Consider the following 25,377-nt stretch of genomic DNA (forward strand, 5'->3'; position numbering starts at 1 on the left):
ATCCATTTTTAATAATCACCCATAAAGTGATTTATTTCATGTTTCTGGGATATATCCTGTTATTATGTTAAATTTACATTATATCACAAATAAGAGATATAATTTAAATATTAACCAGACATGAAGTTACATCACACGTATTTCTATCATCCTGATTTTGTAGAAAATAATACAGCTGTTATTGAACATTTTGAAAACCAGGAAATTTCAATGCAAAAAATCCAGAATGCCTTAGGCAGGGCAGAACGTTTTATTGTTCCGCAGAATTCTTTTGAAACAACACTTTCTATGGGAATTGAAGCTGCAAGAGGGGTTCTTAATGAAAGTAATATTTCTATTCTCGATATAGATATTATTATTTTTGTAAGCAGCTCTCCTGAACATCATATTCCCTGTGATGCCATCCAGATCCATCATGCATTAGAGGGAAAACCGGATACCTTATGTTATGATATTAATGCCAACTGTATTGGAGCATTTATAGCGCTGGATCAGGTATCAAAATATTTAAAAGGAACGCGGTCCGGAACAAAAGCTTTGGTAGTTTGTGCCGAAAAATTTTCGGGGATATTAGATCCTGCTAATCCTACGACAGCTTTTGGTTTTTCAGATTCTGCTTTTGCCTTCATCGTAGAAAATGATGGAGACGACACGTCAGGGTTAATAGATGTATTATATCATACAGACAGCAGCTTTTGTAATACCGTGCTCTACCCACCTAAAGGAAGTTCAGGTCATCATCATGGCGATCTGACAACCTGGGATCGTATTTTCGACGGAATGGGAAGTGTCAATTTTGCACTGGAAAATATCCCTCTGTTCTTAAAGCGCAATCAGATAAGTCTGAAGCAGATTGACTTGTTTTTATTTTCACAGTTTTCTATCAAGAATATCAATATTATCCGCGATTACTTTCAGTTGCCGGAGGAAAAAATTCCTTTTTACTCTAAAGAGCTTGGGTATACCGGAGCATCCAGTCCATTTTTAGCTTTAGACCAATATCAAAAAGAAGTAAAATCATTGAAAAAAGGAGATTATATTCTTATATGGACACTGGGAACAGGCTATCAGGCAGGATTAATGCTTTGGAAATATTAATCATTGACTGATCTAATTTTATGAAAAGAATTAACAAAAGCTTCAACATAGGTTGAGGCTTTTCTCTTTTTTATGCTACAATTTTGCTCTGTCAAAGATGCATTGGTACACAATATGTTTTAAAAAATACAATACCAGTGATTATCATTAATTAAAATTTTTTTCAGCATGAAGAAGCTTATCAACATTGTAGTTGTACTGACAGCACTTGTACAGTTATCAGCCCAAAAAATTATTCATCAGGAAATTTTCAGTCCGAAAATGAATAAAAAAATCAAAACAGTGATCATCACTCCCAATTTACAACCTAATACCAGATATCCGTCCGTTTATATTCTTCACGGCTTCAGCGGTAATCCGGACAGGATTATCAAGCAGGATATTCCCGATCTGGTTAAAAAAGCTCAGCAATTTAAAACCATTTATGTCCTTCCGGATGGAAACTACAGTTCATGGTATGTAGACAGCCCGATTGTTAAGGATTCCCAGTATCAGACCTTTATTGGAAAAGAGCTGGTAGAATTCATTGATAAAAACTATCCTGTGAAAGCTGAGAAAAAATTCCGCGGGATTTTAGGATGGAGTATGGGAGGCTATGGAGCTACCAACATCGGGGTTACGTACAACAAGACATTTGGAATCGTTGGAAGTTCATGTGGAGCACTGGACTTCAACTCGTTCGGGGAAGGATATCAGAAATATATGGTGAATAAAGTCTTAGGACCACTCGAATCCATCAATCCCAGTTTCCTTACCGACAGCAAAATAAAACTGATGGCAGGAGCAGATCAGCAATATATTTTCGACTGTGGTACAGAAGACACTCAAATGATTACTATGAACCGGAATTTTCATAGAAAGCTGACTGAAATGAAGATCCAGCATCTCTACACAGAATCTTTAGGCGGGCACGTTCCGGAATACTGGAGCAGATCATTATCTGAACAGTTGTCTTTGTTTGACAGATTTTTTAAACAGTAAATTACTCCACAAAAGACACAAAGTTTTTAACCAAATAAATTTTTAGAGCAAATTTTTATGCGGAATAAGTACGCATAAGTTTTGCTAAAATCTTTGATTTTCAACTTAGTGTGAACTTTTTTTGCAGCATCATTTTAAACTTGCTTCATTGAACTAAAATGTATTAATATATAAGCTTTTGTGACTTTTGTGGTTTGTAAAGTTTTAAAATTTATAAAAAACCTTTTTGAGCAATGCCCAAAAAGGTTTTCGATTGATTGATGTTCAAAAATGCCAACTAACCAGGCATTCTATTAAAAATGTTGAAAGTTTTTCCCCAAATGCTCCTCTATCACAAAGAACGGATCTTCCGTAAGGGTGTGTGCTCTCATATCGATAAGACTTACTTTGCTCATCATACGAAGCATGATCCTTCTTTCACATGGCTGTTCTACACCGTCAATATTTCTTATTCCCGCACGGAAGGCCGATCTTCCATGGGCACATAAGTGATTATTTACCAGAATAACATCTCCTGCCTGAGGCGTAAATCCTGAATAAATCAAATGTCGGGCTTCTTCCCAGAATTCATGCAGTGTATGCTGCGCTTCATCAGACTGTCTGATGCTGGAATTGAAAAGCTGTTCAGCAGCATCGAATCTCATGAAAGGAAGGCTGTAATTGCCATACAATACAGAATCCAGGGTTTCTTCTTCACTGTTTCCCGTTTCCAGGTTGGCGTCTTTCGGAATTTTATAAATAGGATCAAAAAGAGCTCTGTACTTTTCCCCGATAGACTCATGAGAACGGATGGAATATAGCGTTGAAGGAACCTGCTCTTCGTTTCTCACATACATAAAGCTTAAAAAATCAGCCTGATGTTTCAGAAAAGCGTCTTCCGTATGGACGTATAAATCTGTAGAAGATCCTGATCCGGTTTGCGTTTCCTTCATTTTTTCATCAGGAATGATGGCATGGATCAGTCCGCCGCCTTTACGCTGTGAATAATATTGTACCGGTTTTGATGGAAGTGCGCCATGGATAAGGGCACATGCAAAGCCATATAAATTAAATTTTGAATAATCGGCCGCCTGCCAGTTGGGAGGAGTAGAGCCTATATTCTCCTGATCGATATCCATGAGTCCGGTAAAGATCAGTGCACCATATTGATTTTTTGAAAAGTCACTCGCAAAATCAGCCGCTATATTTAAAATTCTCTCTGGTAAAAAATAAGACGCCAGCTGATGTACATGTTTTATAAAATCACGGTTTTCATAAGTGTCATACTTTTTCTGAAGATGCAAAGCTGCATCTTTTATCATTCTTCTTTCCTGAGAGGTGACTTCTATGACCGTAGGAAGCAGTTTTACAGCTGTTAAACAGTCTTTATCTAAAATTTCTGTAGAATTCATTAAAAAAAATTTGGTGTTAAGTAATAATTTTTATCTTTGTTTTTAATTATTCTAAATAACAATAGCCGAGTCAAATTTAGTAATAATTATGTAATCACCAAATAAAATATAATAAAAAATGCAAAATTTAAAAACCTGACTATCAGATATATATAATCATATATCGAAAAAACCACAACAACTTAAAGATTTAAAAAATCACATTACAAAACATTTATGAACAACAATTTAATATCCCTCGAAGAGTCTTCAACTGCTGCTTCACCTCGCATTTCGGGGAATTTTGGGAATATTTTTCATCCTGACAATTATGATCATTATCGTAATGCTGTCAGCAGTACTTTAGACCTGGTTCAGGAATTTCTTTACAGGAACAACAAGCCTTTCAGTGGTATAGAAGCCAAAACAATGAAAGGAATGGTACAACAGATTGATCTTAATCAAAAACTTTCCAACTATAATGAACTGCTGGCTGAAGTAGATGAAATCTATGTGAAACATGCCACCGCTTTTCACCTTCCACAATATGTAGCGCATCTTAACTGCCCTGTAGTCATTCCGGCATTGGCAGGAGAAATCCTTGTAAGTGCCATCAATTCTTCTCAGGATACTTATGATCAGAGCGCGGGAGGAACATTTATGGAAAGAAAGCTGATCGACTGGACTGCGGGTCAGATTGGATACAATACCAATGAAAGCGATGGCGTTTTCACCGCAGGAGGATCACAGAGCAACCTAATGGGATTGGTGATGATGCGTGACTGTTTTTCTCAGAAAAGATATAACCACAATATTAAAATGGATGGTCTGCCAGCGGAGGCAAGCCGTTTCAGGATATTTGTTTCCGATAAATCTCACTTCAGCAATCTGAAAAATGCTTCCATTATGGGATTGGGTGAGAAAAGTATTGTTAAAGTTCCGACCGATGAACGTTTCCGTATGGATATTTCTCTTTTAAAAAAATACATTAAGAGGGAAGAGCAGCTAGGAAATATTCCTATCGGAATCGTAGCGACAGCCGGAACGACAGACTTTGGAAACATTGATCCACTGGATGATATCGCCAATATTGCAGAACATTATAACATCTGGATGCATGTAGATGCCGCTTACGGTTGTGCTTTATTATTAAGCGAAAAATACCGTGATCTTATCAATGGCATTGAAAGAGCCGACTCTGTAACGATTGATTACCACAAATCATTCTTCCAGCCGATCAGCAGCAGTGCTTTTATTGTGAAAAACAAAAAAGAACTGTTGATTCTTAAACACCATGCAGATTATCTGAATCCTAAGGAAATGGACGAAGAAGAAATTCCTGCACAGATCAATAAATCCATTACGCAAAGTACCCGAAGATTTGATGCGTTAAAACTTTGGTTTACCCTAAGAATGATGGGGAAAGAACAATTGGCAGAATATACAGATACCGTGATCGATCTTACCAAAGATGCTGCAGCGATGATCTCTGAAGATGCTGATTTTGAACTCCTTTCAGATTCCGACTTGAGTGTTCTTGTTTTCAGGTATGTAAATCCGGAAATCAGTGATCTGAATGCCTTGAATCAATACATCAAGATGAAATTGTTCTATAGCGGAGAAATCCTTGTAGCCAGTACAAAAGTGGATGGGAACTTCTATCTGAAGTTTACCTTCCTGAACCCGATTACGACTACGGAGGACATTCATCAAATTCTCACCACAATCAAAAATCATGGAAAAGACTTTAATTCAGAAAAATAGAACAGGAGAAAAAGCCCGGGAAATTACTTTCAGGATTCTGTTGAACGGAATGCTGAGAGAACTGGGAAACGGAAAATTCTATCAGGGCGTTCCGAAATATGATCTTCTTACGGCAAAAGCTCTTCAAAACAGCGATTATTCATTGTTTATGAGATTTGAAATGAAGAAAAGTGGACTGTTTTTATTTGCTCCGGTTTCCTATCGTTCAGAAACTCTTTTTCATGAATACGGACCTGTTTTGTGGGCGGTTGATCATCAAAATCAGGAAGTTTTTGAAGTGAATGATCAAAAACTTACTGAACTGGTTTACAGAGAACTATCTGAGACTACCAATGAAACGGGTTTCAGAAACTTTGTAGAAAGAATTCAAAGCAGTCTAAGAAATCTGAAACTGACGACAGAAGCCTGTCTTCAGGACGATCAGTTGTTGACCTATTCTTTTCTTGAATCTGAGCAAATGCTTCCTGCAGGCCACAATCTGCATCCTTTCACCAAATCAAGAATGGGATTCTCTGAGGAAGAACAGCTTTTATACGGTCCAGAATTCGGGAAAGGATTTCAGTTGGATTATTTCCTGATCCATAAAGACTGCATCACGGAAAAATCTCTTCCGGGAATCTCGGCCAAAGAAATCTTCGAAAAATGGACTTCTTTACCGGAAAGCTACGATTTTGAAAACATCAATGACTTTTACATCGTTCCATGCCATCCATGGGAGGCACAATATCTTTTATCAACAGCAGAATACCCTGAAATGCTGGGTTCCGGGAAAATCATTCACATCGGACCATTAGGTGAGGATTTTTATGCAACATCCTCCATAAGAACGGTATACAATCCTGATTTCAGCTGGATGTTAAAATTCTCTCTGCATGTTTTAATGACTGGTTCTGTGCGAACAAACAGCTTAAAAGATCTCAACAGAGGATATGCTTCCGCTATCTGGTGGCAGCAGGAAAAAGCCTCATTTGAAAATGACTTTCCGAATTTTAAACTATTGCTGGAGCCTTCCACATTAAGCGTTCATTATGAAGGGAATAATATGGACAGCCTGAATATTCTGCTCCGTGAAAATCCTTTTTCCAATGAAGATAAAGTGATTCTATTGGCAAGGCTTTGCCAGGATGAATCTAAAGATGGTTTCAATTTTACGACGCACTTCTTTAAAAATGTTGCCAATCACCTGGGTGTAGATGCAGAAAAAGCAGCTATAATCTGGTTTGAAAAGTATGTAAACCTATTGCTTTCTCCTTTGAACAGATTGTACAATCAATTAGGCATGGCTCCTGAAGTTCATCAGCAGAATCTGCTTGTACAATTGGATAATCAATTGCTTCCTCAATCTATTTATGTGAGAGATGGACAAGGTTATTTAATCAAAGAAAGTTTCAAAGGACAATATGAATCTTTGATCAAAGATTATCCTGAAGTGGAAGACCTTTTCATCAGGGATGAGCGTCTTCTGGATATTATTTCTCACCATCTTCTCGTAAGCAATCTAAGTGCTCTGATCGCTTCAATAGGTAAAACAGGATTGGTGAAAGAAAGAAGATTAATCCATATTCTGTACAGGGAATTTGAAAATCTTCATGACAGTGAACCTTCATCTTTAACGGATTATGCTTTGAATCAAAGATATTGGGCCGTAAAATCAAATCTTCAGTCGGCAGTTGCTGATGTAGACGGCGGTGTAAATGCTTCTTCAATTTCTTATGCTAAAGTTCCGAACCTTCTTCACAAACATTTCTTTTCGGATCAGTTAATCAATCCGCAGGGAACAGAGGTTTTCTTCAAAAGGTATTTCCAGAAAGAGGATGTTACTATGAGTATGCGTCCTATAGATCTTGAAAATGACCTTGAAATGCTTCATGAATGGTTCAACCGTGAACATGCCGTAAAAATCTGGCAGATGAACTGGCCTATTGATGAGCTGGAAACCTATTACAGACTGATGCTTCCAAGTGATGAAGCCCACAGTTACATCATCGCAGGAAACGATGAGCCTTCCTGCAATATAGAGGTGTATTGGGCTTGCAGAGATATCGTAGGCGATTATTACGAAGTATTGCCAACAGATTACGGAACGCACCAGTTTATTGCACCGACTGATCCAAAGAAAAAATTCGTCTCTCCATCCACCCAATCTATGGTTGATTATGTTTTTGCACAGCCACAGGTAGGAAAAATGGTAGGCGAAGGATCTGTAGACTCGCTTGCTTCTATGATGAACAAAGCCCACGTAGGCTTCAAAGTAGAAAAAGTAATTGAAATGCCTCATAAAAAAGCCAATCTGAACTTCTGTTACAGAGAATGGTACTGGGAAAAATTCCCACAGAATAAAGAGGTACAAATCACCACAAACATCACAAAAAATGACTAACGAAGCCGTATACAATGTAATAGGCATCGGTATAGGCCCTTTCAATCTGGGGCTTGCCGCATTATCCAATCCGATTCCGGAACTGAAAACCCTTTTCCTGGACCAGAGAGATGGTTTCGACTGGCATCCGGGACTAATGATCGACCATGTAACCCTGCAGACTCCATTTTTATGCGACTGCGTATCCATGGCCGATCCAACGAATCCTTTAAGCCTTTTGAATTATCTGAAAGAAACCGGAAGACTGTATAAATTTTTTATCAGAGAAGATTTTTTTATTCCGAGAAAAGAATATAACCGTTACTGCCAATGGGTCATCGAACAGCTTCCACAATGCCGTTTTTCTACTCAGGTAGTGGATATTACGTATGAAGACGGTTTATATCATGTGACTACGATTCACACCAAAACCAAAGAAACTACGATTTTCAAAACGGAAAGACTGATTTTGGGAACAGGAACACAGCCTCATATTCCTTCTTTCATTCCGAAAGATGATTCCAGAATTATTCATACGAGCTCTTATCTGTACAGAAAAGAGGAATTATTATCTCAGGGAAAAAAGATTGCGATTATTGGTTCAGGGCAGAGTGCTGCAGAAGTATTTTATGATCTTCTTCAGAACAGAAATGAAGAAACACATCTTGGCTGGTATTCCCGTCCCGACAGGTTTTTCCCTATGGAATATTCTAAACTGACACTGGAGCTTACTTCACCAGATTATGTAGACTATTTCTACAACAGAAGTGAATCTGCAAGGAAAACCATTTTAAGCAAGCAGCAAGCTCAGTTTAAAGGAATCAATTACGATCTGATCAATGATATCTACGATTTTATTTATGATCTGAATATCGATAATGCGGATCCTAATCTTACAATTATTCCTAACAGCCAGCTGAACAGAGTAGACAACAGCAATCCGGATTTCATCAATCTTGAGTTTACCCAACTGGAACAGGAAGTTCCTTATGATCAGGAAGCTGATTATCTGATTCTGGGAACAGGATACCGTTATCATGAACCTGCATTCTTAAAGAATATTCAGGATAGAATAAAGAGAGATTCCAGCGGATTGTTTGATGTCAACAGAAATTATTCAATAGATCACAACGGAGGAGAAATCTATGTTCTCCACGCTGAAGTACATACCCACAGCTATATTTCTACAGATCTTGGAATGGCTGCGTACCGTAATTCCTACATCATCAATGATATTCTGGGAAGAGAGCATTATAAAATTGAAAAGAAAATTGCTTTCCAGGATTTCGATGTTGAAAAATATGCTGATTTACCAACTGCCAAAATTTAATCAAAAAATGAACACCAACTTAAAAAATACAGTAAGCCAGGAAAACTGGAATCAGGCCAACAGAAATCTAATGGCCAAAACCATCGCAGAACTGATGCACGAAGAGCTTCTGAAACCTGTCGTAACCTTTGAAGATCAGGACGGATATACAGTTTTCACGCTCGAAACAGGATTTGAAAATATTTCATACAGCTTCCGCGGGCAGGAAAGAATGATGGATTATTGGCACATCGATAAAAACAGCATTACAAAAATAGAAAACGGTGAAGATTTATCTTTAGTAGATGTGGCGGCTTTCTTCCTGGAAATGCAGTCTGTTTTTGATTTAGATCCTTATACTATTGCAAGATATACGGAAGAATTACTGCATACGCTGTATTGTGATGCTTTAATTTTATCCAAAGGAGTAATGTCTTCAAAAGACCTTGCTGATGCGGATTATCAGACGGTAGAGCACAATATGACCGGACATCCTTGGGTAATCGTGAACAAAAGCCGATTGGGTTTTTCTCCAAGAGACCTGAAAACATTTGCCCCTGAAGCAGATAAGAATTTAAAGGTAATCTGGCTGGCTTCCCATAAAAGCAGATCTTCATTCCAGTCTCTGGAACATATTGACAGAGAGCAGTTTTATCGTTCCGAAATAGGAGACCTGTTGTATAATGATTTTCAGCAACAACTGATCAGTGAAGGGAAAATTGTTGAAGATTATCATTTTATTCCTGTACATCCATGGCAGTGGGAGCATAAGCTTCAGATTCATTTTTCCGGGGATATTGCTTCCGGACTTTTAATCCAATTGGGTGAGGGTAGTGATACGTACAGTCCGCAGCAGAGTATCCGTACTTTATTCAATGTAGATCATCCGAAGAAAAGATATCTGAAAACAGCTGTTTCTATTCTGAGCACGGGAAATATCAGAGGATTATCGCCTAAACAGATGAAAATTGCTCCTGCCATTACAGATTGGGTAAAAGGTTTAATAAAAGATGACGCCTATCTGGAAAATAAAGAAACGATTTTCCTGGGAGAAGAAGCTGCTATTACTTATCTGCACCCTCAATACGGAGCTATTGCCAGCGTTCCTTATCAGTATAATGAATTCCTCGGAGCATTATGGAGAGAAAGTGCTGAAAACTATCTGAAAGAGGATGAACAAATGGTGACGATGGCTTCTTTACTGTACGTAGATGAAAGTGGAGTTCCATTGGTTCAGGCATTTGCAGAAAAAGCAGGAGTGAGTATCAAAGAATGGATTGAAAGCTACCTTGATGCCTATCTTACGCCTTTGCTACATATCTATTACACGCATTCATTATGTGTAACACCACACGGTGAAAACATTATGGTGGTTTTGAAAAACGGAGTTCCGAAGAGAATTGTCATCAAAGACTTTGTGGATGATATTGTACTTACTACAGAGGCCAGAGAAAAACTTCCTGCACACCTTGCAGATGGTTTGATCCAGTCTTCCAACAAAGAAAATATTCCGCTATTTATTTTGCTTGGAGTTTTTGATGCCTTCTTCAGATATCTGTCGAATGCTTTGCATACGTATTCCGGTTTTAAAGAAGAAAAATTCTGGGAATTGGTTCACAACTGTGTAGAAAACTATAAAGCTGAGAATACCCACCTTCAGGAACGATACGAAAAGTATGACCTGTATGTTCCGGCATTCAAAAGATTCTATATCAACAGTCTGCGTCTGAAAAATAACGGTTACAGTGAAAATAAAGCATTTGCCATTCCGAGAAAAGACGGAGCACTGCCCAACCCGCTGTATCAGATTGCCAATAGAAATCCAGTAGCAGCAGTATGAGGAAATTCCTTCATATCTTAAAAGAAGGAGCGGTTTTTGCCTATGGGGCTGTCGCCGGGAAAAAAGTCGAGCTGACTTCCGGAAGCATCAACCGTTCCATCTTTAGCCTTGCCATTCCTATGGTGATGGAGCTTGTAATGGAGTCTGTCTTTGTAAGCGTCAACCTGTTGATTATTGCCAGATTAGGAGATAAAGTTCTGGGTCTTGTAGGGATCACAGATAACTATATCAATTTTGCTTATGCTATCGCAGTAGGCCTTGGTATCGCAGCAGCAACACTTATTGCAAGAAGAGCCGGTGAAAAGGATAGGGAAGGAATGGGCAGAACGGCTCAGTATATTATCCTGCTTGCCCTGTTTTTTGCCCTGCTTATTGGTGGTATTTCCTGTTATTTTTCCCCTGAAATTGTTGATTTTCTGGGAATCAATGCCAGTACGGTAACCGAAGGAGTTTCTTTCTCGAGACTGGTCTTCCTGAGCATCGGACTGGTGATTCTCCGCTTGTCTGTGAATGGCCTCTTCAGAGGTGCCGGTGATGCAGATATTGCCATGAAATCACTTTGGATCTGTCATATTTCCAATATCATCTTTGCGGTAATCCTTGTTTTCGGATTAGGATTTATTCCTGCTTTTGGATTGATGGGATTGGCATATGCTACAGTTTTATCGAGAACATTAGGAGTTTTATACCAGGCGTTCATATTCGCCACAGGAAAAACCAGTATCAGCATCAGAGTTCCTTTTCAGCTTGATATTCCATTGTTGCAGAAGATTCTGAAACTCGCCTTTGGAGGATTGGTTCAGTATATCATTCCAACATCCAGCTGGCTGATTATGGTGAAGATCATCTCCACTTTCGGAACAACCGCTCTTGCAGGATACATTATTGCCCAGCGTATTGCTTCCGTAGCTACGATGCCTGCCTGGGGAATAGGAAACGCAGCAGGAGTGCTTACAGGACAGAACTTAGGTGCCGGAGAGCCGGAACGTGCTGAAAAAACAGTATGGAGAGCCGGAACTATTAACATGACATATCTGGTACTTGTAGCCTTATTCTGGCAGGTTGCAGCGGAATATGTGGTGAAATTTTTCACTACAGAAACGGAAGTCGCAAGATATGCAGTTCAATACATCCATGTGGTATCTATGGCTTATCTGCTGTTAGGATTTACCATGGTAATCAGCCGTGCATTGAATGCAGCCGGAAACATCATGCAGGTTACCCTGCTTTATATCGTCATGTTTTATGTGATTCAGCTTCCTATGGCTTATCTCTTGGGGGTAAAGCTTCATTGGGAACTGACAGGAATATTTACCGCTATCGTTTCTTCGGAAATTGTCTTAGCAGTGTTATTCCTGATAATTTTTAGAAATGGAAAATGGAAAACTATAAAAATTTAAAATGAACACTACAGAAGAATTTTATGAAATTATCGCCTCTGCCATCGCTATAAAAAAAGAATTGGTAGATGAAAAGCTTACGTATCAGGAAATCCCGGAATGGGATTCTATGTCTCATCTTTTGATCGTAGAAGCGCTTGAACAGTTTTATCAGATCAAATTTGATTTTAATGATATTCTTGAGATGGGAACCGTCGGAAAAATTCGCGAAAAAATGAAAAAATACGATGTATTCGTAGAAAACTAAGCTTATGAAAATTTTAGAAAATGTAATTGCCAATAAGAACCTGGGGTTTACAGATGCTTCCACCGGTACAACAATACCGGTGGGAACACTGTACCGGTCTTTAGGCTTAAACCCCGTAGAAAAAGGCCTGCTTTTTTTGTACAATGATAATCAGCTTCCAAGCATTGAAGTGCTCCTCAATTTTTATGGAACAGCACATACCATTGCGTTACTGGGACAGAAACTTCATGAGGAATTTAAAGAACGCATTGAGGCAGAATATCGTCCGAAATACATCTTTGATCCACAAAGGGAAACCATTGAAGGATATTCTCTGAAAGCATTCTCAGACAACATCAGAATCTTTGCAAAGGATGATTACAAAGCTGAGATTGTCATTCATACGGACATTAAAATACTTCTGAGTACTTCAGGGACAACAGGTGTTCCGAAATTGGTTAAACTCTCAGATGAAAGTCTTTATCAGAACGCATTGAGCATCCTTCAGTACATGCCGATTCAGGGAACGGATGTAGTTCCTTTAAACGTTCCAATCAATTTCGTATACGGATTCTCTATTTTCACGACCAACTGTATGCGTGCCGGAAGAATTGTCTGTACGGATAAAGACATTATGCAGAAAGCATTCTGGGACGAAATGGAGGAGTACGGCTACAGTACTTTGGGCGGAGTTCCTTTTCTCTATGAAAATCTGAACAGAATAGGCTTTTTCAGAAAAAATTCTCCAAGTCTGAGATATTTTACCCACACCGGAGGCGTGATTAACGCGGAATTGAGAAAAACTATTTTCTCTTATTGTCAAGAATTTAAAAAGGAATTCTTTGCACAATACGGACAAACAGAAGCGGGAGGAAGAATGGCTTACCTAACCACAGAAGGATTGCTGGAAGAAGAAACATCAATCGGAAATGTGGTAGATAGAGGAAACTTCAAAATTGATCCTGAAACGGATGAATTGCTGTTTTCGCATGCCAGTATTTTTGGCGGTTATGCCAATACACTGGAAGATCTTGCTACGTATGAGCAGCCTTCTGTACTGCATACCGGAGATACTGCCAGAAAAGGTGAAAACGGAATTTATTGTATCACAGGAAGAATAAAACGTATCATGAAACTTTTCGGAATACGTCTTAATCTGGATGAGGTAGAATTTATCCTTAAAAATGAAATGCAGGGTAATACTTTCGTATGTCTGAATGCCAATGATAAAAAAATCGTTGTGCTGTATAACAATCCGGAAATTGATCCTCAGATCATCACCGAAACCATTAAAAATAAACTGCGTATTAATCCACAATATGTACGCACAGAACTTATAGAAACATTTCCTTTATCACAAAACGGTAAAATAAACTATCCACTGTTACAAAACTTACAGCATGAAAACATCTAAAACCCTTATATTACTTCTTGGTCTTGCTTTATCTTCCAATTCGCTTTCTGCACAGCAGGGCGACAGAGTTCATGGCAAAATCATGCTGTCTGAAAAAGCACCGGTAAAAAATGCTGTTTTAAGACTTGTCAATACGTCTTATCAGGCAAAAACCAATAATTTAGGAGAATATTACTTTGAAAATGTGCCACCTGGAGAATATACCCTTCAGGTGGTTTTAAATGACATTGAACTGATGAGGGAATCCATCCACATTCAGAAAGATGTCTATGAAATCCCTGCGATCTACGCTCCTTTACACAACAATGTGATTGAAGGAATTACCGTATATGCAGTGAGCAGAAATAAATTTCTGGATAAAGACAGTACTTCAGTGGCTAAAATGCCTCTGAAAGTTCTTGAAAATCCACAGGTTTATACAAGCATCAACCAGCAGATCATGAAAGAACAGCTTACTTACGATATTTCGGAAGTATTGAAAAATGTTCCGGGTATGGTAAAAATGCAGGGAAGTCCGGGAAGAGGCTCGGGAGACGGAAGTTTCTACTACAGCCTTAGAGGTTTCCCTACGAAAGTATCGATGGTAGACGGTGTTCCTGCAACCACCAATGGTGAGATCGATCCTGCAGATATTGAACGTCTTGAAGTCATCAAAGGACCTTCAGGAACGTTGTATGGAGGCGCGGTAACTTCGTTTGGAGGCCTGATTAATGCGGTAACCAAAAAACCGAAAGATTATTTCGGAGGAGAAGCTTCTTATCTCATGGGAAGCTACAACCTGAACCGTGTTACCGCTGATGTTTACGGCCCGATTACAGAATCCAGAAATATGTTATTCCGTTTAAATGCAGCGTATCAGTATCAGAATGGTTTCAGGGATTCCGAATTCAGAAAATCATTTTTTGTAGCCCCAACTGTAAGCTACCAGGTCAATGAAAGGTTGAAATTTAATCTGGGAGCTCAGATTTATAATTATGAAGGAACCAATACTCCGATTATTTTCCTGACCAGAACAAGACCCTACGTTGCTCATACACCAGATGAACTTGGATTCGACTGGAAAAGATCTTACTCCAACAATGATATGACTTTAAAAGCTCCGTCTATCAATGTAAAAGCAGAGGCTAATTACAAAATTTCGGATCATTGGACTTCGCAAACGTTGCTTTCAAGAAACTTCAGAAAAACGGAAGGATTATATCAATACCAGTTTATCAGAGGGACAACCAGTGATGCCCTGCTGGAACGTAATGTACAGTGGCAGAACTCTGAAGCTTCTTCTACAAGTGTTCAGCAGAACTTCAACGGAGAATTTAATATCGGAAAAATTAAAAATAAAGTGTTGATAGGATTAGATTATTTAAATCAATCGATCAACAATAATCATTCTCCGATTGTAGTGTATGATTACATTGATGGGACAAATCCTACGGGGCCGGTAGTGGCACCGGTAACCGGAGTTTATGGTAACATATCCAGAGATCTGGCTCTTCAGAAAATTCAGACTGCAACTCAGGCTGCTATTGTGGCAGGTAAAACGCCTTTGGTAAGAAATAGCACTTCATCCAACCTTTACGGAGCTTATATTTCAAACGTAACCTATATTACAGACCGTTTGATTACGCTTTTAAGCTTGCGTATGGATCATTATGAAAGTAAAGGACAGCTTAATCTGAATGATAACAAACGTACCGGTGATTTCAGTCAGACCGCATGGTCTCCAAAAGTAGGAATTGTATATCAGATCGTTAAAGATCAGTTATCTGCCTATGGTAATTATATGAACGGCTTCAGCTATACAGCTCCTGTTACCCAGCAGTTACCGGACTATAGCGGAGATATGAAACCACAGATGGCCAATCAGTGGGAAGTAGGAATCAAGGGAAATCTTTGGAGAAACAAAGTGAATTTCACGGTTGGATACTACGATATCCTTGTCGATAATATCCAGAGAGGAAGTGGTGTAATCCGTGACGGAAAAGAATACAATATTGTTGTTCAGGATGGGAAGCAAAGAAGTAAAGGGATTGAAATCGAAACCATCATGAACCCTGTTCAGGGATTAAATATCATGGCCGGATATAGCTACAATCACAGCAGATATGAAAAGGCTGATCCCGCTGTAGATGGGCGCCGTCCGGAATCTGCAGGTCCCGCCAATGTATTCAATTCATGGATCAGTTATATTCTTCCGATCAAAGGACTTCAGGGACTAGGAGTAGGTTTTGGAGTAAACCGTGTCGGAAAACAGATTACCGGAAATAAAACCGTTACCGGACAATTTGCATTTCCTGCCTATACTTTGGTGAATGCTTCCATTTCTCTTGAAAAAGAAAGATACAGATTAGGATTTAAAATGAATAACCTGGGCAATGCACAATATTTTGCAGGGCAGGGAGTGGTAGTCGCTCAGATGCCTCGGAATTTTGTTGCTGAGGTAAGCTTTAAATTTTAAGAATGAAGCTGAAATTTAGAAAAATTGCCTATCAGTTACATCTATGGCTCGGACTCGCGTCCGGGCTTATAGTTTTTATTATGGCCGCTACCGGATGTATCCTCTCTTTTGAAGAAGAATTAAAACATAGTGTTCACCCCAACAGATATTTTGTTGAAAATATCGGCAGAAACAAACTTTCATTGGCTGAGCTCACGGAAAAAGCAGAAAAAGCACTTCCCGAAGGTTTAAAAGTCAAAAGGGTAGTGATTCCTTCAGATCCTGCACAAACCTACGTGTTCCGAACCCTTAAAATGGATAATGAAGCGTTAACGTATTGGGGAACCTATCTTTATTATTACCGCATATATATTGATCCCTATACCGGAAAAGTACAGGAAGTGGAAGACGCTAAAAAGGATTTTTTTGAAATTGTGCTGGATCTTCACAGAAGACTTTTGCTAGGTGAAAAAATCGGAAAAACAATTACCGGTTATTCCACACTGATATTTGCTGTGATTCTTCTATCAGGGCTTGTGATATGGTATCCCCGTAAAATGAGCAAAAGCATGCTGAAAGGAATGTTTTTCATTAAAATATCGGCCAACTGGAAAAGAATCAATTATGACGCTCATAATGTCTTAGGATTCTATGCCATCATTCCTTTACTTTTAATCTCTTATTCTGCATTGATATGGAGCTTTGAAGATGTAGATAAATGGGTAAAGAATACATTAAATGGAAACATGCCTATAGAAAAGAAAGCCAAAAGCGTTATCCCTTCTAAAGAATTTTCAAACCGGCAAAACATTGTCAATCTTATTGGAAACACTGTGGAAAAAGGACTTCAGGATAAGAAATCAGCCTTTATCAATTTTCCGAGATCGGAAGAAGGAACCTGTTATGCTGAGCTGACTTATGACGGAAGACAATATAGGAATGAACATTTTAATTTTGATCAATATTCAGGAGAAGTTTTAAAATCTCAATCATATAAAAATAAAAATATCGGATATGGAACCGCATTAAGAGAAAGAAATTATGATCTTCACACCGGAAGCATCCTGGGACTGACCACCAGAATTATTTATTTTCTGACAGCCATTATCGCAACTTCACTTCCCATCACCGGTTTTATCATCTATTTAAACAGAAAAAAGAAGCAACCGAAGCATAAGAAAAACAAAATAATTTTTCCTTCTCATCATTAATAAAAGCCTCTTGAAGGGGGCTTTTACTTTTACTATAATTTAAAGTGGGTTAAACTTAATTGAACCACAAAAGTCACAAAAGTTTTAAACATGTAATTTTTTTAGAACCAGACTTTATATATGATAAGTACACCTAAGTTTTGTATAAATCTTTGATTTATCTTATGTGAGCTTTTCTGCTCCATTATTTAAAATTTACTCAATAGCTAAAGCATTTTAAAATAAAATCTTTTGTGACTTTTGTGGTTAAAAATTATTTAAAATTATCTTGTAGGTTTTTAATTATCCAAGCAATACCTTTACATTTTTTGAAAACACTTCAATCCCTTTATTCATCTCATCAAAATTAAGATCTCCGAACCCCAGACGCATTGCCGTAAGCCCTTTATTCTGATATAGCAAAGTCTTTGGAATGAAAAGATTGTCTTTTGCACAGTTCCTGCTCAGCTGCATCAGATTCAAAGGGATATTCCATTCCAGCCATATGGCCAGCCCTCCGGAAGGTTTTTGAAAAGAGACAAAATCACCCAGATTCTCTTCCAGCAACAAAGAAAAATAATCACGCCTTTCCTGGTAGACTTTTAAGGACTTTTTCAGATAACGGTTGATTTCCCCTTCTGCAATCATCTCTCCAAGCGCTCTTTCCATGAGAATATCACCTTGACGGTCAATAATTCCCAGATATTTACGCATTTCTGTCATCAGATTCTCAGGAGCCACAATAAATCCTGTCCTGAATCCCGGAGCCAGAGATTTTCCGAAAGAACCGATATAGATCACCATTCCGTTGGTATCAGCACTGGCAAGGGGAAGAATAGGGCTTTTATCGTAGTGAAATTCATAATCATAATCGTCTTCCAGAATAATAAATCCGTATTCATTGGCAAGTTCCAGAAGCTCGAAACGTCTTTGAGCACTCAATGCAACCGTAGTAGGATAGTGATGATGCGGCGTAAGATAAAGCATCCTTATTTTCTGCTTTTTACAGGCTTCACGAACGCTTTCTACGATAATTCCTTCTTCATCAATCGGAATCGAAACAATATCAACACCAGCTTTCACAAAGATCATATTGACTGAAAAATAGCTCAAAGCTCCTACTAATACGGTATCACCTTTGGAAAGAAGGATCTCGGAAACAATATAAATACTCATTTCCGTACTTCGGGTGATCAGCAGATTATTCTTGGAAATAGGAAGCCCCCGGGAAAGATTGAGGTATTGGGATAAATGTTCTTTAAAAAATTCACTTCCGTCATGATTATAATGTCCAAAAGCTTTCTGGCTGGATTTGCGTTTCAGGATAGAACTGTAAAACCGTGAATGCTGTCCGATTTGCGTTAAGCGGATATCCGGTACCCCATCATTAAAGACATATTCACAATTGGAATGCTCGAAAGGATTATCTAAAATATTGGATGTTTTGAATGAAAAACCAGTCGAAACAGGGTAGTTCTGAAGGTTATTTTGCTTAAAATCATTCAATTTAACGGGTTTTTCCTGATCTTTTCCAATGACAAATGTACCTTTATTCGGAAAACTCTCCGTCCAGCCCTGGGCTGATAATTCATCGTATACGGCAACCGCTGTATTTCTATGGATTTCCAGCATTTCACTGAACGTTCTTGTTCCCGGAAGCTTGGTTCCAAAAGGCAAAAACCCCCGCTGAATTGCATTGATCAGCTGATTAGCGATCTGTAAATAGATAGATGTTTCTGATTTTCTATCAATTTTTATAAAACTTTCGTAAGGAATCTTAACCGGACTATCCATAATATCAAAACTGGCACCATACAACCATCCGGCAATATACTACTTTTGACATCAAAATAAAAATCTATGGAATTTCATCATCTGTTAAAAAGAATTGTACAGGAAGGAAGTACCCACGCCAAATGGCTGAACACTCTTTCTTTTATGGAAAATGCCGGTGCAAGAAAAATATCAAAATGTGAACATCCAACATTAGTTTCTCAGATTCAGCTGAAACATGCTGCTGAAGAACACCGCCACGCCTATTATTTAAAAAAGCAGATTGGGAAAATAAACCCTGAACTCTGCAAAACGTACGAAAGCAAAGAACTTCTGGCTCCTATCGCAACAAGCCAATATCTTCACTCATTGGATATTAAAGCCTGCCGTTATCTTCAGGAAGCTTTCCAACTTAATAAAACAGATATTAAATATGCTGCCTATCTTTTCGTAACCTATGCTATTGAAGTCCGTGCAGATGAACTTTACCCTGTTTATCAACAGGCACTTACCGAAGCTTCTTCTAAAATTATGGTAAAATCTATTATCCTTGAAGAAGAAGGACATCTGGAAGAAATGATTCATCAGCTCAATGAATTCTCACCAGACTGGAAGCACCATGCAGATCATATTCTGGACATAGAAAAAGAACTGCATAAAGAGTGGATTAATGCGATTACAGAAGAAGTAGCTCAATTAAATTATGCTTAGCAATACTTTACGTTTTCAGGAATACCTTGATAAACGAAAAGAGAAGGGAACCTTAAGAAGTTTAAGGCTTCAATCCGATGGAATTGATTTTTATTCCAATGATTATCTGGGGTTTGCAAAAAGTAAAGACCTTCAACAATTACTGCTGCAAAAGATTATGGATAATCCCCAACTGCTTTCGGGAAGCACAGGTTCAAGGTTAATTAGCGGAAACAGTCATATTGCAGTTTCCGTGGAAAATGAGATTGCGCAGAAACATCATTTTGAATCGGCATTGCTTTTCCCATCCGGATACAATGCCAACCTGGCTTTGTTTTCAACGCTTCCCAGTCGTCATGATGTCATTATTGTGGACGAACAGATTCATCGGTCAGTACATGATGCATGTCAACTTTCGAATGCTAAAAAACTGAAGTTCAGGCATAATGACTCTGAAGATCTTGAAAATATATTGAAAAGACAAGAAGGTCATTGCTATATTGCCATAGAAAGCTTGTACTCGATGGAAGGAGATTTTGCTCCTGTTCAGGAAATCGCTTTGCTTGCCAGTCAATACAAAGCCTCTCTGATTGTAGATGAAGCCCATGCATTTGGGGTTTTTGGATATGGATTGATTGAAAAATACCGCTTACATAATCATGTTTCGGCAGCGGTTATCACTTACGGTAAAGCTCTTGGAAGCCACGGAGCAGCAATTCTTTGTAATGAAACAGTGAAATCTTATCTGGTCAATTTTGCAAGTCCTTTCATCTATACCACATCAGCACAGGATTTTCAGTGGATGAGCATCAAAACAGGATATGAATTTTTAGATCAAAATCATGAACTGGCTGAAAAACTTAAGAATAACATCAAAGTTTTCCGAAGCAGAAAATTACAGTCTCCATCGGCAGAAACAAGTCCGGTTCAGGCTATTGTGATCCCGGACAATCAAAGACTGAAAGAATTACAGGATATTTTATCTGAAGAAGGATTTTTGACCTATGCTATATACAGTCCCACAGTAAAAGAAGGAAGCGAAAGATTGAGAATCTGCCTCCACAGCTTTAATACAGAAGAAGAAATTATGAAACTGACGGGAATTATTAAAGAGTTTATTTAAAGCAAAAAGATTCAAAACCCGTAACACGAATCCCGAACCCCGCATCACGAAAGACATGAAACTATTTATAACAGGAATAGGAACCGAAATAGGAAAAACAGTATGTTCAGCTGTTTTGGTTCAGCATTTTAAAACAGAATACTGGAAACCCATACAATCAGGCGATCTGCATTATACTGACAGCCATAAAATTGAAAAATGGACAGATACCAACGTCTGCCATCCGGAAACTTACCGTTTACAGCTGGCTGCATCGCCGCATCAGTCTGCAAGAGAAGAAAATATCACCATCAATCTGAATGATTTTCAACTCCCAAAAACAGCAAATCCACTCATTGTAGAAGGAGCCGGAGGCCTTATGGTACCCATTTCAGACACTACATTTATGATTGATCTGATTGAGGAATTAAACATTCCTGCAGCACTGGTTGTAAGAAACTACCTGGGCTGTATCAACCATAGCCTTCTTTCAATCTTAGCCTTACAACAGAGAGAAATTCAGTTGGAATACTTAATTCTTAACGGAGATTTCCCCGAAGATACAGAAAGAGTAATCTGCAGTTTTATCGAAAAAGAAACAAAAATTATAAAGATCCCGGAAATCCGAAACATAGATAAGGAATCTATACAACATGCTGCAAAGCAATTAGTAATAACAAAATTATGATAATGGATACTACAACAACACTGAGAAACAACTGGACTAAAGAAGAAATAGAAGAGATTTACCACCTTCCTCTAATGGAACTGATCTATAAGGCAGCAACCGTACACCGCGAATGGCATGATCCTTCCGAAGTACAGATTTCAACACTATTATCGATCAAAACCGGCGGATGTCCTGAAGACTGCTCCTATTGTGGGCAGGCAGCCCGTTATCACACCAACATCAAAGTACAGGCCTTATTACCTACAGAAACGGTAATTGCTCACGCCCAAAAAGCGAAAGATTCAGGATCATCAAGATTCTGTATGGCAGCAGCATGGCGTGAAGTTCGTAATAACCGCGATTTTGACCGGGTGATTGATATGGTAAAAGGAGTAAACGAACTTGGCCTTGAAGTTTGCTGTACATTGGGTATGCTTACCGAAGAACAGGCCATCAGGCTTCAGGAAGCCGGATTGTACGCTTACAATCACAACCTTGATACTTCTGAACAGTATTATGAAGAGATCATCTCTACCAGAACTTTCGACAACAGGATCAACACAATAAATAACGTAAGAAAAGCAGGAATCACAGTATGCTCCGGAGGAATCATCGGACTAGGCGAAACTCACAGAGACAGAATTTCAATGCTTTTAACGTTAGCAACAATGCCAAAGCATCCGGAATCCGTTCCAATTAATGCATTAGCAAGGGTAGCAGGAACTCCGTTAGCAGATAATGAAAAAGTAGATACCTGGGAAATGGTAAGAATGATTGCCACAGCAAGAATCGTAATGCCATCTTCCATGGTGAGATTAAGCGCAGGCCGTATAGAAATGACTGAAACAGAGCAGGCATGGTGCTTTATGGCAGGAGCCAATTCCATTTTCACGGGAGAAAGAGAAACTTTACTGGTAACGCCTAATCCTGGAGTTTCTGAAGATATGCAGATGCTGCAGACCTTAGGATTGAAACCTATGATGAAAAAAGAAACATGCTGTTAGTAAATTATAAACGATAAATAATGAGTGATGAGCTGGATTATTGGTATTATAGCGCTTATTATAAAACTGGTTTTTGAACTTTTATAAACTTCTCTATAAATTGGAAAACGCAAAGGCGCAAAAGCTTTTATAGTAAGTAATATTTTAAGGTGCAAGGATTTTATCTCCGATAAAATTGATTATGTACAAATGATACGCCTCAACTACTAACAAGCGTTGTACTTGCTGAAAATCTTACATTGAGCGAAGTCGAAATGTTCTTGCGTCCTTAAATATCCCACGCAATTTATGATAAAACTTTGCGTCTTTGCGATTAATCCAACATTTACGCCAACATATTCAACTAAATTATTGTTAAATCCACCTCCATCACTCATTACTTTTTAGATCAATATATGAATACATTAACCAAAGAAATCAGTTTGCAGAAGAGAGATAAGGCGGTCAACTGGCATCCGTATACCCAAATGAAAACAGCTGATGATGCCATTCCTATTGTAAAAGGAAAAGGAATTTATCTGTATGATACCGAAGGAAAAAAATATCTGGATGTCGTTTCATCATGGTGGGTAACATTGCACGGCCATTCTCATCCTTATATTGCACAACGTGTTTTTGAACAGTTGAATACACTGGAACAGGTGATTTTCGCAGGATTTACCCATGAGCCGGCAATACAGCTTTCAGAAAATCTGCTGAAACTTCTGCCTGATAGCCAGGAAAAAGTCTTTTATTCAGATAATGGTTCTACCGCAGTAGAAGTTGCATTAAAAATGTGTATTCAATATGCATACAATAAAGAGAAAAAGAAAACAAAGATTTTAGCTTTTAAAAATGCCTATCACGGAGATACTTTCGGAGCCATGTCTGTAAGTGGAAAAAGCTTCTGGACAAAACCTTTTGAAAGCATGCTGTTTGAAGTCGTTTTTATAGATACACCCAATGCAGAAAATCTGGAAAGCCTGCAGAAACAGATTAAAGAATTAGCTGATGAAGTGGCTTGTTTTATCTATGAGCCATTAGTTCAGGGGGCTGCCGGAATGCTGATGTATAAAGCCGAAGACCTTAGCCAGCTGATGAAGTTCTGTAGAGAAGAAGGCGTTCTCATGATCCAGGATGAAGTTTTTACAGGGTTTGGAAGAACAGGTAAACTTTTCGCAGCAGATTATCTTACGGAAAAGCCGGATATCATGTGTTTTTCAAAAGGATTGACAGGAGGAACCATGCCCATGGGAATCACTACCTGTTCCAATGATATCTATGATGCTTTCCTTTCTGAAGACCGTTATAAAACCTTATTTCACGGGCATTCGTTTACAGCGAATCCTTTAGCCTGCACCGCGGCTCTTGCCAGTATGGAATTACTATTGACAAATGAAACTCAAATGAATATCAACCGCATCACTCATCAACATTCAGAGTTTGTGAAAGCACTTGCTTTGCATCCTCATGTAGAAAAGGTTCGTCAGATCGGAACTATTTTAGCGTTCGATTTCAAAACCGGGAATGATACTTCTTATTTTAATGAAATAGGGAAGAAGCTTTACAATGAATTCTTACAGAGAGGGATTATCATGAGGCCGTTGGGAAATGTAATATATCTGGTTCCGCCATATTGTATTACTTCCGAAGAATTGGATTTTGTTTATCAGAATATTACGGAGGTACTGGATCAGTTTACACAATAAGCGATCCCTTCCGGTAATAATTATTTTTAATTTTTTAATGTACCTTATAGGTTTTCACAACCTATAAGGTTTTTATGTTGAATGTAAGCACCTGTATTTTTAAATTTCCTGTTCTGATTTCTTCAAAATAGTTATCAATTCTTTTAATTCATCTTTACTGAATTCCAGTAAGTTCTGATTAAAATGATTGGATGGAATTTTTATATAATTCACCCAGGAAGAAAGTTTTTCACGGTAAACACTTCCGAATTCAATATTACTCATCGTTACAAACTTATATCTGGTTTCCTGGCCAGCTTTTTCACTTTCTTTCTGTTCCATATCCTGAAGAACCTGAATCAGTTTTCTCAATTCATTTTTATCAATGGTAAGGGTCTTTTTGGAGATTTCATCAAAAGTTTCATATTCATACATGATTCCCAGAAGAGTATCCGAAGAATTTTCGGAAATATCTTTCGTTACAATCTTTTGAATATTCAGGTTTTTAAATTTACCTAAATTACTGATTTTCTTCTCAATTAATGTTCCTTTTCTTGAATTGACAGTAAGTCCGCGGGATGTGGTGTTGGATCTTTGAATCGTTGGTGGAGGCGCTATCTGTGCAGTTACCCATGTGCCTATTGCGCAGGAGATCAAAATAATGATTCGTTTCATTTGTAAAGATTTTTATTAGTTTTTATGTCCTTAAAATTACATTGTAATTTTCAACAATATATAAAATATTTAAAAATAATTTTATCCCAATTCATTTCCCCATGAATGCAATTCCAAAAGAATAGGACCCAGCTTCCGGCCTTTTTCAGTCAGTTTATAATAGACTTCCGGTGGGAAATTATAAACTTCAATCCTTTCAATAATATGATCTTCTTCCAACTGTTTCAATTGCTCTGACAGTACTTTCTTGGAAACACGGGGCATAGAACGCCAAAGTTCCGCAAAGCGTACCCGGTCTTCTTCAAAAAGGTTGTGCAGGATCAATGGTTTCCATTTACCTGAAAGAATATTCAGACTTCGTCTTAATCCACAGTTTTTAAATTCTTCAAAATTCATAAGTCAATTGAATAT

General features: G+C 38.2%; 20 protein-coding genes. 16 read left to right on the top strand and 4 right to left on the bottom strand.

Annotated elements, in window-relative coordinates:
- Nucleotides 1-120: 120 nt before the first annotated feature.
- Together LIV57_RS07360 and LIV57_RS07365 are read left to right on the top strand one after the other, a co-directional pair.
- Entirely contained in the window at nucleotides 121-1,098 is a 978-nt protein-coding gene (locus tag LIV57_RS07360) for a 3-oxoacyl-[acyl-carrier-protein] synthase III C-terminal domain-containing protein (RefSeq protein ID WP_227942096.1), read from the top strand.
- Nucleotides 1,099-1,266: 168 nt separating this feature from the next.
- Nucleotides 1,267-2,079, top strand: a complete 813-nt coding sequence (locus LIV57_RS07365; RefSeq protein WP_227942097.1) for an alpha/beta hydrolase — start codon at nucleotides 1,267-1,269, stop codon at nucleotides 2,077-2,079.
- A gap of 293 nt (nucleotides 2,080-2,372) precedes the next feature.
- Here LIV57_RS07365 and LIV57_RS07370 read toward each other — a convergent pair whose 3' ends face one another.
- Entirely contained in the window at nucleotides 2,373-3,470 is a 1,098-nt protein-coding gene (locus tag LIV57_RS07370; protein ID WP_227942098.1) for a TauD/TfdA family dioxygenase, read from the bottom strand.
- Nucleotides 3,471-3,686: 216 nt separating this feature from the next.
- Here LIV57_RS07370 and LIV57_RS07375 point away from each other — a divergent pair, with 216 nt between their 5' ends.
- From LIV57_RS07375 to LIV57_RS07415, 9 genes are read left to right on the top strand one after another with little or no spacing between them, the layout of a single operon-like run.
- Nucleotides 3,687-5,213, top strand: a complete 1,527-nt coding sequence (locus LIV57_RS07375) for a pyridoxal phosphate-dependent decarboxylase family protein (protein WP_227942099.1) — start codon at nucleotides 3,687-3,689, stop codon at nucleotides 5,211-5,213.
- Nucleotides 5,185-7,593: a GNAT family N-acetyltransferase gene (locus LIV57_RS07380; protein WP_227942100.1), complete on the top strand. Its 2,409-nt coding sequence runs from the start codon at nucleotides 5,185-5,187 to the stop codon at nucleotides 7,591-7,593. The genes LIV57_RS07375 and LIV57_RS07380 overlap by 29 nt, the downstream gene beginning before the upstream one ends.
- On the top strand, nucleotides 7,586-8,902 hold the full coding sequence (locus tag LIV57_RS07385) for a lysine N(6)-hydroxylase/L-ornithine N(5)-oxygenase family protein (protein ID WP_227942101.1): 1,317 nt from the start codon (nucleotides 7,586-7,588) through the stop codon (nucleotides 8,900-8,902). Before LIV57_RS07380 ends, LIV57_RS07385 begins: the two co-directional genes overlap by 8 nt.
- Before the next feature lie 7 nt (nucleotides 8,903-8,909).
- Entirely contained in the window at nucleotides 8,910-10,721 is a 1,812-nt protein-coding gene (locus tag LIV57_RS07390; protein WP_227942102.1) for an IucA/IucC family protein, read from the top strand.
- Nucleotides 10,718-12,121 (top strand): MATE family efflux transporter, encoded by a 1,404-nt coding sequence (locus tag LIV57_RS07395; protein ID WP_227942103.1) that lies wholly within the window; start codon nucleotides 10,718-10,720, stop codon nucleotides 12,119-12,121. The genes LIV57_RS07390 and LIV57_RS07395 overlap by 4 nt, the downstream gene beginning before the upstream one ends.
- A 1-nt stretch (nucleotide 12,122) precedes the next feature.
- Nucleotides 12,123-12,368 (top strand): acyl carrier protein, encoded by a 246-nt coding sequence (locus LIV57_RS07400; RefSeq protein ID WP_002979498.1) that lies wholly within the window; start codon nucleotides 12,123-12,125, stop codon nucleotides 12,366-12,368.
- Nucleotides 12,369-12,372: 4 nt separating this feature from the next.
- Complete coding sequence (locus tag LIV57_RS07405; protein ID WP_227942104.1) at nucleotides 12,373-13,761, top strand: AMP-binding protein; 1,389 nt, start codon at nucleotides 12,373-12,375, stop codon at nucleotides 13,759-13,761.
- Nucleotides 13,748-16,216: a TonB-dependent receptor gene (locus tag LIV57_RS07410; RefSeq protein WP_227942105.1), complete on the top strand. Its 2,469-nt coding sequence runs from the start codon at nucleotides 13,748-13,750 to the stop codon at nucleotides 16,214-16,216. The genes LIV57_RS07405 and LIV57_RS07410 overlap by 14 nt, the downstream gene beginning before the upstream one ends.
- A gap of 2 nt (nucleotides 16,217-16,218) precedes the next feature.
- Complete coding sequence (locus LIV57_RS07415; protein ID WP_227942106.1) at nucleotides 16,219-17,406, top strand: PepSY-associated TM helix domain-containing protein; 1,188 nt, start codon at nucleotides 16,219-16,221, stop codon at nucleotides 17,404-17,406.
- Nucleotides 17,407-17,688: 282 nt separating this feature from the next.
- Here LIV57_RS07415 and LIV57_RS07420 read toward each other — a convergent pair whose 3' ends face one another.
- Complete coding sequence (locus LIV57_RS07420) at nucleotides 17,689-19,179, bottom strand: PLP-dependent aminotransferase family protein (RefSeq protein WP_227942107.1); 1,491 nt, start codon at nucleotides 19,177-19,179, stop codon at nucleotides 17,689-17,691.
- A gap of 66 nt (nucleotides 19,180-19,245) precedes the next feature.
- Between LIV57_RS07420 and LIV57_RS07425 the strand changes: the two genes are divergently transcribed.
- The 5 genes from LIV57_RS07425 to bioA all read left to right on the top strand — a co-directional run bounded on the left by LIV57_RS07425 (nucleotide 19,246) and on the right by bioA (nucleotide 24,312).
- Nucleotides 19,246-19,869: a hypothetical protein gene (locus LIV57_RS07425; RefSeq protein WP_227942108.1), complete on the top strand. Its 624-nt coding sequence runs from the start codon at nucleotides 19,246-19,248 to the stop codon at nucleotides 19,867-19,869.
- Nucleotides 19,862-20,971 carry an aminotransferase class I/II-fold pyridoxal phosphate-dependent enzyme gene (locus LIV57_RS07430; RefSeq protein WP_227942109.1) on the top strand — a complete coding sequence of 370 codons (1,110 nt, stop codon included), beginning with the start codon at nucleotides 19,862-19,864 and terminating at the stop codon, nucleotides 20,969-20,971. Before LIV57_RS07425 ends, LIV57_RS07430 begins: the two co-directional genes overlap by 8 nt.
- Nucleotides 20,972-21,026: 55 nt before the next feature.
- Nucleotides 21,027-21,638, top strand: a complete 612-nt coding sequence (gene bioD / locus LIV57_RS07435) for a dethiobiotin synthase (protein WP_227942110.1) — start codon at nucleotides 21,027-21,029, stop codon at nucleotides 21,636-21,638.
- Between the two features lie 2 nt (nucleotides 21,639-21,640).
- Complete coding sequence (gene bioB / locus LIV57_RS07440; RefSeq protein ID WP_227942111.1) at nucleotides 21,641-22,624, top strand: biotin synthase BioB; 984 nt, start codon at nucleotides 21,641-21,643, stop codon at nucleotides 22,622-22,624.
- 395 nt (nucleotides 22,625-23,019) lie between these two features.
- Nucleotides 23,020-24,312, top strand: a complete 1,293-nt coding sequence (gene bioA / locus LIV57_RS07445) for an adenosylmethionine--8-amino-7-oxononanoate transaminase (RefSeq protein WP_227942112.1) — start codon at nucleotides 23,020-23,022, stop codon at nucleotides 24,310-24,312.
- Between the two features lie 99 nt (nucleotides 24,313-24,411).
- Here bioA and LIV57_RS07450 read toward each other — a convergent pair whose 3' ends face one another.
- Both LIV57_RS07450 and LIV57_RS07455 read right to left on the bottom strand, forming a co-directional pair.
- Entirely contained in the window at nucleotides 24,412-24,966 is a 555-nt protein-coding gene (locus tag LIV57_RS07450; protein WP_227942113.1) for a hypothetical protein, read from the bottom strand.
- Nucleotides 24,967-25,047: 81 nt separating this feature from the next.
- Nucleotides 25,048-25,362, bottom strand: a complete 315-nt coding sequence (locus LIV57_RS07455; RefSeq protein ID WP_227942114.1) for a winged helix-turn-helix transcriptional regulator — start codon at nucleotides 25,360-25,362, stop codon at nucleotides 25,048-25,050.
- Nucleotides 25,363-25,377: the final 15 nt, after the last annotated feature.

The organism is Chryseobacterium sp. X308 (assembly GCF_020733145.1).
GTDB lineage: Bacteria > Bacteroidota > Bacteroidia > Flavobacteriales > Weeksellaceae > Chryseobacterium > Chryseobacterium cupriresistens.

Excerpts from the sequence above, each read along its gene's own strand:
- LIV57_RS07395 (WP_227942103.1), top strand. The coding sequence starts at position 10,718 with ATGAGGAAATTCCTTCATATCTTAAAAGAAGGAGCGGTTTTTGCCTAT.
- LIV57_RS07375 (WP_227942099.1), top strand. The coding sequence starts at position 3,687 with ATGAACAACAATTTAATATCCCTCGAAGAGTCTTCAACTGCTGCTTCA.
- LIV57_RS07405 (WP_227942104.1), top strand. The coding sequence starts at position 12,373 with ATGAAAATTTTAGAAAATGTAATTGCCAATAAGAACCTGGGGTTTACA.
- LIV57_RS07450 (WP_227942113.1), bottom strand. The coding sequence starts at position 24,966 with ATGAAACGAATCATTATTTTGATCTCCTGCGCAATAGGCACATGGGTA.
- LIV57_RS07385 (WP_227942101.1), top strand. The coding sequence starts at position 7,586 with ATGACTAACGAAGCCGTATACAATGTAATAGGCATCGGTATAGGCCCT.
- LIV57_RS07380 (WP_227942100.1), top strand. The coding sequence starts at position 5,185 with ATGGAAAAGACTTTAATTCAGAAAAATAGAACAGGAGAAAAAGCCCGG.
- bioA (WP_227942112.1), top strand. The coding sequence starts at position 23,020 with ATGAATACATTAACCAAAGAAATCAGTTTGCAGAAGAGAGATAAGGCG.
- LIV57_RS07365 (WP_227942097.1), top strand. The coding sequence starts at position 1,267 with ATGAAGAAGCTTATCAACATTGTAGTTGTACTGACAGCACTTGTACAG.
- LIV57_RS07430 (WP_227942109.1), top strand. The coding sequence starts at position 19,862 with ATGCTTAGCAATACTTTACGTTTTCAGGAATACCTTGATAAACGAAAA.
- LIV57_RS07410 (WP_227942105.1), top strand. The coding sequence starts at position 13,748 with ATGAAAACATCTAAAACCCTTATATTACTTCTTGGTCTTGCTTTATCT.
- LIV57_RS07400 (WP_002979498.1), top strand. The coding sequence starts at position 12,123 with ATGAACACTACAGAAGAATTTTATGAAATTATCGCCTCTGCCATCGCT.
- LIV57_RS07425 (WP_227942108.1), top strand. The coding sequence starts at position 19,246 with ATGGAATTTCATCATCTGTTAAAAAGAATTGTACAGGAAGGAAGTACC.
- LIV57_RS07360 (WP_227942096.1), top strand. The coding sequence starts at position 121 with ATGAAGTTACATCACACGTATTTCTATCATCCTGATTTTGTAGAAAAT.
- LIV57_RS07415 (WP_227942106.1), top strand. The coding sequence starts at position 16,219 with ATGAAGCTGAAATTTAGAAAAATTGCCTATCAGTTACATCTATGGCTC.
- LIV57_RS07455 (WP_227942114.1), bottom strand. The coding sequence starts at position 25,362 with ATGAATTTTGAAGAATTTAAAAACTGTGGATTAAGACGAAGTCTGAAT.
- LIV57_RS07420 (WP_227942107.1), bottom strand. The coding sequence starts at position 19,179 with ATGGATAGTCCGGTTAAGATTCCTTACGAAAGTTTTATAAAAATTGAT.
- bioD (WP_227942110.1), top strand. The coding sequence starts at position 21,027 with ATGAAACTATTTATAACAGGAATAGGAACCGAAATAGGAAAAACAGTA.
- bioB (WP_227942111.1), top strand. The coding sequence starts at position 21,641 with ATGGATACTACAACAACACTGAGAAACAACTGGACTAAAGAAGAAATA.
- LIV57_RS07390 (WP_227942102.1), top strand. The coding sequence starts at position 8,910 with ATGAACACCAACTTAAAAAATACAGTAAGCCAGGAAAACTGGAATCAG.
- LIV57_RS07370 (WP_227942098.1), bottom strand. The coding sequence starts at position 3,470 with ATGAATTCTACAGAAATTTTAGATAAAGACTGTTTAACAGCTGTAAAA.